The organism is Nonomuraea sp. NPDC049269, from assembly GCF_043197155.1.
Taxonomy (GTDB): Bacteria; Actinomycetota; Actinomycetes; order Streptosporangiales; family Streptosporangiaceae; genus Nonomuraea.
Genome location: NZ_JBICSO010000009.1, coordinates 500042 through 506582, shown reverse-complemented (window position 1 = coordinate 506582; position 6541 = coordinate 500042). Strand labels below are relative to the sequence as shown.

Genomic DNA, 6541 nt, shown 5'->3' with positions numbered 1-6541 from the left:
CACCCCGACCGCGCCTCCCCCGACTTCCATTTATACTTCGCCGTGGCGGAGCCGTAGTGCTGCGCGGTGCTCGCCGCCTCCGAGCCCGCCCGGGCGGGGGGGGGGGGCCGGCCCCCCCCCCCCCCCGCTACCGGAGCACGGTCAGCTCGCCTGGCTGACCGTCGACATGTTGAAGTCCGGCACCCTGACGGCGGGCATCACGGTACGGCTGAAGTAGTCGTTCCACTCGCGCGGCAGCGTCTGCTCGCTGGAACCCACCTCGGACAGCCGCCCCAGCAGGTCGACCGGGCTCTCGTTGAACCGGAAGTTGTTCACCTCGCCCACGACCTCACCGTGCTCGACCAGGTAGACCCCGTCACGGGTGAGCCCGGTCACCAGCAGCGTCTGCGGATCGACCTCGCGGATGTACCACAGGCAGGTGACCAGCAGGCCGCGCTCGGTGCCGGCGATCATCTCGGCCGGCGAACGCCCGTCGCCGGGCGCCCGCATGATCAGGTTGTCGATCGCGGGCGTGACGGGCAGCCCACTGAGCTCGGCCGAGTAGCGGGTCTGCTGCAGTGCGCCGAGCCGCCCGTCCTTCACCCAGTCGGTCGCCGACAGCGGCAGGCCGTTGTCGAACACCGAGCTCTCGCGGCTGGAGGCGTGGGCGATCACGAACGGCGCGCACTCGATGCCGGGGGCGGCCGGATCGCTGGCGAGCGACACCGGCAGCGTGGCCAGCTGCTCGCCCACGCGGGTGCCGCCGCCCGGCTTGGCGAAGACCGAGCGGCCGTCCAGGGCGTCCCTGGCGCCCGCGGACCAGTACGCGTAGATCATCAGGTCGGCCACCGCGCTCGGCGGCAGCACGGTCTCGTAGCGCCCCGCGGGCAGGTCCACCCGGACCTTGGCCCACTCCAGCCGCTGCGCCAGCGACGCGTCCAGCGCCGCCACGTCCACGTCGGAGAAGTCGCGGGTGCCCACGCCCGTCCAGGCCGAGCGCTTCAGGTCGGCCGACTTGGCGTTGAGCTCCAGCCGCCCGGACGGCTGGTCGTGGCGCAGGCGCAGCCCGGTGGACGTGCCGAGGAACGTCGTGGTCAGCGAGTGCTCCGCGAAGCCGTACAGCCGCCTGCCACCGGCCTCGGCGGCGGCGAACGCGTCGCCGAGCGCGGGCGCGAACCGCTCGAACACCCCGATGTCGGTCGGAGTCACCGGCTCCGCCCACGAGGCGCTCGCCGGGACGCCCTCGACCAGCGGCCGCGCGTCCTCGGCGGGCCGCGCCTCGCGCGCCGCCCGGTCGGCCGCGGCCACCACGCCGGCGAGCTGATCCGGACGTACGGCGGCCCGGGAGACCACGCCCACGCCCTGGCCCGCGATCGAGATCACGGTCAGCCGGGCGGAGCGGGCCACGCCGTTGGTCGTCAGCGTGTTGCCCGCGAAGCGCAGGTTGGCCGTGGACCCCTCGTCCACGAGCACGACGCAGCCGTCGGTGGTGGACAGCTCCAGAGCCTTCTCCACCATGTCCTGGGGAGAGATCTGCGCGCCAGGGGATCGCTGCTCGCTCACTTTCCACCCTCCTGCACGGTGTTGAGGATCCGTACGCCCCTGAACAGCCCGGACGGACAGCCGTGGCTGACCGGCGCGACCTGGCCCGGCTGACCCTTGCCGCAGTTGAAGGCGCCGCCCAGCACGTACGTCTGCGGCCCGCCGACGGCCTCCATCGACTGCCAGAAGTCCGTCGTGGTCGCCTGGTAGGCGAAGTCGCGCACCTGCCCGGCCAGCTTGCCGTGCGAGATCCGATAGGCCCGCTGCCCGGTGAACTGGAAGTTGTAGCGCTGCATGTCGATCGACCAGCTCTTGTCACCGACGATGTAGAGCCCCCGCTCGACCCGCGAGATGAGCTCCTCGGTCGAGGGCCCGTCAGGCGCGGCGGCGAGCGAGACGTTGGCCATCCGCTGGATCGGCATGTGCCCCGGCGAGTCGGCGAACGCGCACCCGTTGGACCGCCCGAACCCCTTCATCAGCGCCATCCGCCGGTCGAGCTGGTAGCCGACCAGGATGCCGTCCCTGACGATGTCGAAGCTCTGCCCCTGCACGCCCTCGTCGTCGAAGCCGATCGTGGCCAGGCCGTGCGTGACGGTCCTGTCGCCGGTCACGTTCATCACCGGCGAGCCGTACACGAGCTCGTTGAGCTGGTCGAACGTGGCGAAGCTGGTGCCCGCGTAGGCCGCCTCGTAGCCGAGCGCCCGGTCGAGCTCGGTGGCGTGCCCGATCGACTCGTGGATGGTCAGCCACAGGTTGGACGGGTCGATCACCAGGTCGTGGTCGCCCGCCTCCACCGAGGGCGCCGCCAGCTTCTCCGCCAGCAGACCGGGGAGCCGGGCCAGCTCGTCCGCCCAGTCCCAGCCGGTGCCCGTCAGGTATTCGTAGCCGCGGCCCACCGGAGGCGCGATCGTCGACATGTCGTCGAACCCGCCACCCGCCGCCTTCATCGCGTTGAGCTTCGGATGCACCCGCACCCGCTGCTGCGTGGTCACCGTGCCCGCCGTGTCGGCGTAGAACTTCTGCTCCTTGACCTGGAGCAGCCGGGCCGAGACGTGGTCGGCGCCCTTGAGCAGCCCGGCCGACCAGTCGGCCAGCAGCGCCACCTTCTCCGCCGACGGCACCTCGAACGGGTCGACGTCATAGGCGGAGACCCACACCGTCTCGGAGTGGACCGGCTCGGGGGCCAGCTCGATGGGCTCCCGGTTGATGGGGGCGCTCACCTCGGCCACCCGCACCGCCTGCTCGGCCACCGTCGCCGCCGCCTCGGGCGTGAGCTGGATGCCGGCGGCGAAGCCCCACGTGCCGCCCTTGACAACACGGACCGCGTAGCCGAGGTCGTCGGCGTCCATGGCTCCTTCGAGCCGGGCGTCGTAGAGGCTGAGCGTCTCGGCTCTGACGCGTTCCAACCGGAAGTCGGCATGCTCGGCGCCCAGGTCACGAGCACGTTGCAGGGCGGCGTCCGCCAGCTGCCGCATCGGCAGCTCCAGGAAATCGGAATCGATCTGGCGCATGTCCACGATCCTAACCCCGTGATCTTGTACCTCCCGGACAAGGGGATACCCGCCGGTAGGAGATAGCGTCTGGTGCCATGGCACGCTCAGTACTCGTCACCGGAGGCAATCGCGGCATCGGCCTCGCGATCGCCCGTGAACTAGCCGCGGCCGGCGACGCCGTCGCGGTCACCTACCGATCGGGGGAGCCGCCGGAGGGGCTGTTCGGCGTCAAGTGCGACGTGACCAGCATGTCCGACGTCGAGGCCGCCTTCGACAAGATCGAGGCCGAGCAGGGCCCGGTCGAGGTGCTGGTCGCCAACGCCGGCGTCACCAAGGACACGCTGCTGGCGATGATGAAGGAAGAGACCTTCACCGACGTCATCGACGCCAACCTGACCGGCGCCTACCGCGTGGCCAAGCGGGCCATCCGGCCCATGATGAAGCTCAAGCGCGGCCGCGTCATCCTCATCTCCTCCGTGGTCGGCCTGTCCGGCTCGGCCGGACAGACCAACTACGCCGCCTCCAAGGCGGGCCTCATCGGCTTCGGCCGGTCCATGGCGCGCGAGTACGGCTCGCGCGGCATCACCGTCAACGTGGTCGCGCCCGGCTTCGTCGCCACCGACATGACGGCCGATCTCGACGTGGAGGCCATCATCAAGAACATCCCGCTCGGGCGCCAGGCGGCGCCGGGCGAGATCGCGCGCGTCGTCCGCTTCCTGGCGAGCGACGACGCCTCTTACATCACCGGGGCCGTGATCCCGGTCGACGGCGGACTCGGAATGGGGCACTGACGTGGGAATTCTCCAAGGCAAGCGGATCCTCGTGAGCGGCGTGCTCACCGACGCGTCGATCGCGTTCTCGGTGGCCAAGCTGGCCCAGGAGCAGGGCGCCACCGTGGTGCTCACCGGGTTCGGCCGGATGAGCCTGGTCGAGCGCATCGCCAAGCGGCTGCCCGAGACACCGCCGGTGATCGAGCTCGACGTCCAGAACACCGAGCACCTCGACACGCTGGCCGACCGGGTCGGCGAGCACGTCGACGGCCTCGACGGCGTCGTCCACTCCATCGCCTTCGCCCCGCAGAGCGCCCTCGGCGGCAACTTCCTCAACACCACCTGGGAGGACGTCGCCACGGCCGTGCACATCTCGACCTACTCCTACAAGTCGCTGGCCGTCGCCTGCCTGCCGCTGATGAAGGAGGGCGGCGCGGTCGTCGGCCTCGACTTCGACGCGAGCAAGGCGTGGCCGGTCTACGACTGGATGGGCGTCGCCAAGGCGGGCCTGGAGTCGTGCAACCGCTATCTCGCCCGTGACCTGGCCAAGCAGAACATCCGCGTTAACCTCGTCGCCGCCGGGCCGCTGCGCACGATGGCGGCCAAGTCGATCCCGGGCTTCAAGGAGTTCGAGGACAGCTGGCCGGAGCGTGCCCCGCTGGGCTGGGACCTGTCCGACACGGTCCCCGCCGCCAAGGCGTGTGTCGCGCTGATGTCCGACTGGTTCCCCGCCACCACCGGCGAGATCGTCCACGTGGACGGCGGCGCCCACGCGATCGGCGGCTGACCTGTTCTGATCCGCGGCCGTCGCCGCCGGCCTTCTAAGCCAGGCGGTGGCGGCTGTTGCCCGCTCTGGCCGGTTCGAAGGGGATCGAGTCCGGCTGCTCCATCCGCTGGCGGCGCTGCTGGACGATGCGGGTGGCCAGGATCGCCGACGTCAGCAGGGCGATCGTCAGCGAGGTGCCCAGGACGTCCGAGGCGGGTTTCGACGGGCGGATGATGGGCTGGTCGCGCATGGGATCCGTGAGATCCCTGGCGAAGGGGTTGGGCCACAGGAGGTCTATTCGAGGCTCGTCGGTGTCGGCGGTCTGGATGCTCTTGACCGGATGTTCGGTCGTGTCCAGCTCTTGCGGCTCGGTCTCCGGCGGCGTCGGGCCCCCCGTCGGGAGGGTCGTCGTCGTCGTTGAGTCCTTCCTGTCGCGCTTGTTGGGCTTCGCGGTGGGCGTGGGCTTGGCGGAGTCCGTGGGGTGGGGGTCCTTGTGGTGTGTCTGGATGTCCTGGTTCTCGCAGCCCACCACCGGGAGACAGACCTCGCTGAGGGTGTTGGGCAGCAGGTGGTCGTCCGTGGGTGTCGGCTGGGGCTGCCCCGACGCGGTGGGAATCGTCGTCGGGACCGCGTCGCCCACCGTGCCGAGGACGTCGTCCGCGGTCTTGTCGACCTTCTTCGTCACGGGATCGAGCGTGTCGCCCGTGAGGGTGTCGACCGTGCCGGTGACCGCCTCCACGACATTGCACAGGCCGTTCGTCACCCCGGAGAGCAGTCCGTCGCCGCGCGTGCAGTCGGTGGCCTCGGCCAGCGCGGGCGACGCGACGACCGGGATCGCGACCAGCGCCAATGCGAGAGCTCCAGCCGAGATCGCGGTCCTGCTCCCCATCCGTCCCCTCCTGGGTTGCTTACGGAGGAAATCTTGATGGACTTCGGCGGTGCGACGCAGGTGTTTTCCGGCTAAAGTTGCGATTCGGTATCGACGCGTGACACGCGAGCATGACTCTCGTTCGCTCTCAGTCGAGCGACGACACGTCATCCAGGGCCTCACGTATCTCTCGCGGCAACACCACGTCCTCGGCGGTCAGTGCGCCGGCGAGCTGAGCGTGCGTACGGGCACCGACGATAGCGGAGGCCACGCCCGGCTGGTCGCGTACCCATGAGAGTGCCACAGCCAACGGCGAGACCCCGAGCCCGTCGGCCGCGGTCATCACGGATTCGACCACACTACGGCTGCGCTCGTCGAGATAAGGGCGGACAAAGTCGGCGAAATGCGGCGTAGCGGCCCGTGAATCGGCCGGAATCCCCGTCCGGTACTTCCCCGTCAGCACGCCTCTGCCGAGCGGTGACCAGGCCAGCACGCCCGCGCCCACGTGCTCGGCGGCGGGCAGCAGCTCGCGCTCCGGCTCGCGGGCCAGCAGGGAGTATTCGGCCTGGGCGGAGGTGATCGGGATGCGGCCGGGGATCACCCGCTGCATGACCGCGGCGGCGGCCAGCTGCCAGCCCGCGTAGTCGCAGACGCCCGCGTAGACCGCGCGGCCCGAGGAGACGATCGCGTCGAGCGCCGCCATCGTCTCCTCCAGCGGCACCTCGGCGTCATAGGTGTGCAGCTGCCAGAGATCGATGTAATCGAGGCCCAGCCGGTTGAGGGAGTCGTCGACCGCGGCGATCAGGTGGCGCCTGGAGGCGTCCCGCGGCCGCCGGCCCGACGGCGTCACCACCGCCTTGGTGGAGATCACCAGCTCGGAACGCGGCACCGAGTCGCGCAGCATCCGGCCGAGCAGGCGCTCGGCGTCGCCGCCCGTGTAGACGTCGGCCGTGTCGACCAGGGTGCCGCCCGCGCTCATGAACGTGCGGAGCTGCGCCGCAGCCTCGTCGGCACTGGTGTCACGCCCCCAGGTCATCGTGCCGAGCCCCAGGCGGGACACCGACAGGCCGCTCCGGCCGACATAGCGCTGCTCCATGATCCCGCCAGGTTACCGCCCGGGTGC

6 protein-coding genes are annotated in these 6541 nt (G+C 70.6%); 2 read left to right on the top strand and 4 right to left on the bottom strand.

What is annotated here, in order from left to right; genetic code table 11:
* Window positions 1-141: 141 nt before the first annotated feature.
* Together ACGFNP_RS45560 and ACGFNP_RS45555 are read right to left on the bottom strand one after the other, a co-directional pair.
* On the bottom strand, window positions 142-1497 hold the full coding sequence (locus tag ACGFNP_RS45560) for a metallopeptidase TldD-related protein (protein WP_393329364.1): 1356 nt from the start codon (window positions 1495-1497) through the stop codon (window positions 142-144).
* Between the two features lie 41 nt (window positions 1498-1538).
* A complete protein-coding gene (locus tag ACGFNP_RS45555; RefSeq protein ID WP_358324555.1) occupies window positions 1539-3032 on the bottom strand; it encodes a TldD/PmbA family protein in 1494 nt (497 codons plus the stop codon).
* Between the two features lie 77 nt (window positions 3033-3109).
* On the opposite strand from ACGFNP_RS45555, the gene fabG reads away from it, so the two are divergent.
* Together fabG and fabI are read left to right on the top strand one after the other, a co-directional pair.
* Complete coding sequence (gene fabG, locus ACGFNP_RS45550) at window positions 3110-3805, top strand: 3-oxoacyl-ACP reductase FabG (protein WP_214636319.1); 696 nt, start codon at window positions 3110-3112, stop codon at window positions 3803-3805.
* Between the two features lies 1 nt (window position 3806).
* Window positions 3807-4571, top strand: coding sequence for an enoyl-ACP reductase FabI (gene fabI / locus ACGFNP_RS45545; protein WP_358324551.1), 765 nt, complete (start codon window positions 3807-3809; stop codon window positions 4569-4571).
* 34 nt (window positions 4572-4605) lie between these two features.
* Here the strand turns inward: fabI and ACGFNP_RS45540 are convergent, their stop codons facing one another.
* Together ACGFNP_RS45540 and ACGFNP_RS45535 are read right to left on the bottom strand one after the other, a co-directional pair.
* Window positions 4606-5439, bottom strand: a complete 834-nt coding sequence (locus ACGFNP_RS45540; RefSeq protein WP_393329229.1) for a hypothetical protein — start codon at window positions 5437-5439, stop codon at window positions 4606-4608.
* A gap of 127 nt (window positions 5440-5566) precedes the next feature.
* Window positions 5567-6514, bottom strand: a complete 948-nt coding sequence (locus ACGFNP_RS45535; protein WP_219528511.1) for an aldo/keto reductase — start codon at window positions 6512-6514, stop codon at window positions 5567-5569.
* Window positions 6515-6541 lie beyond the last annotated feature (27 nt).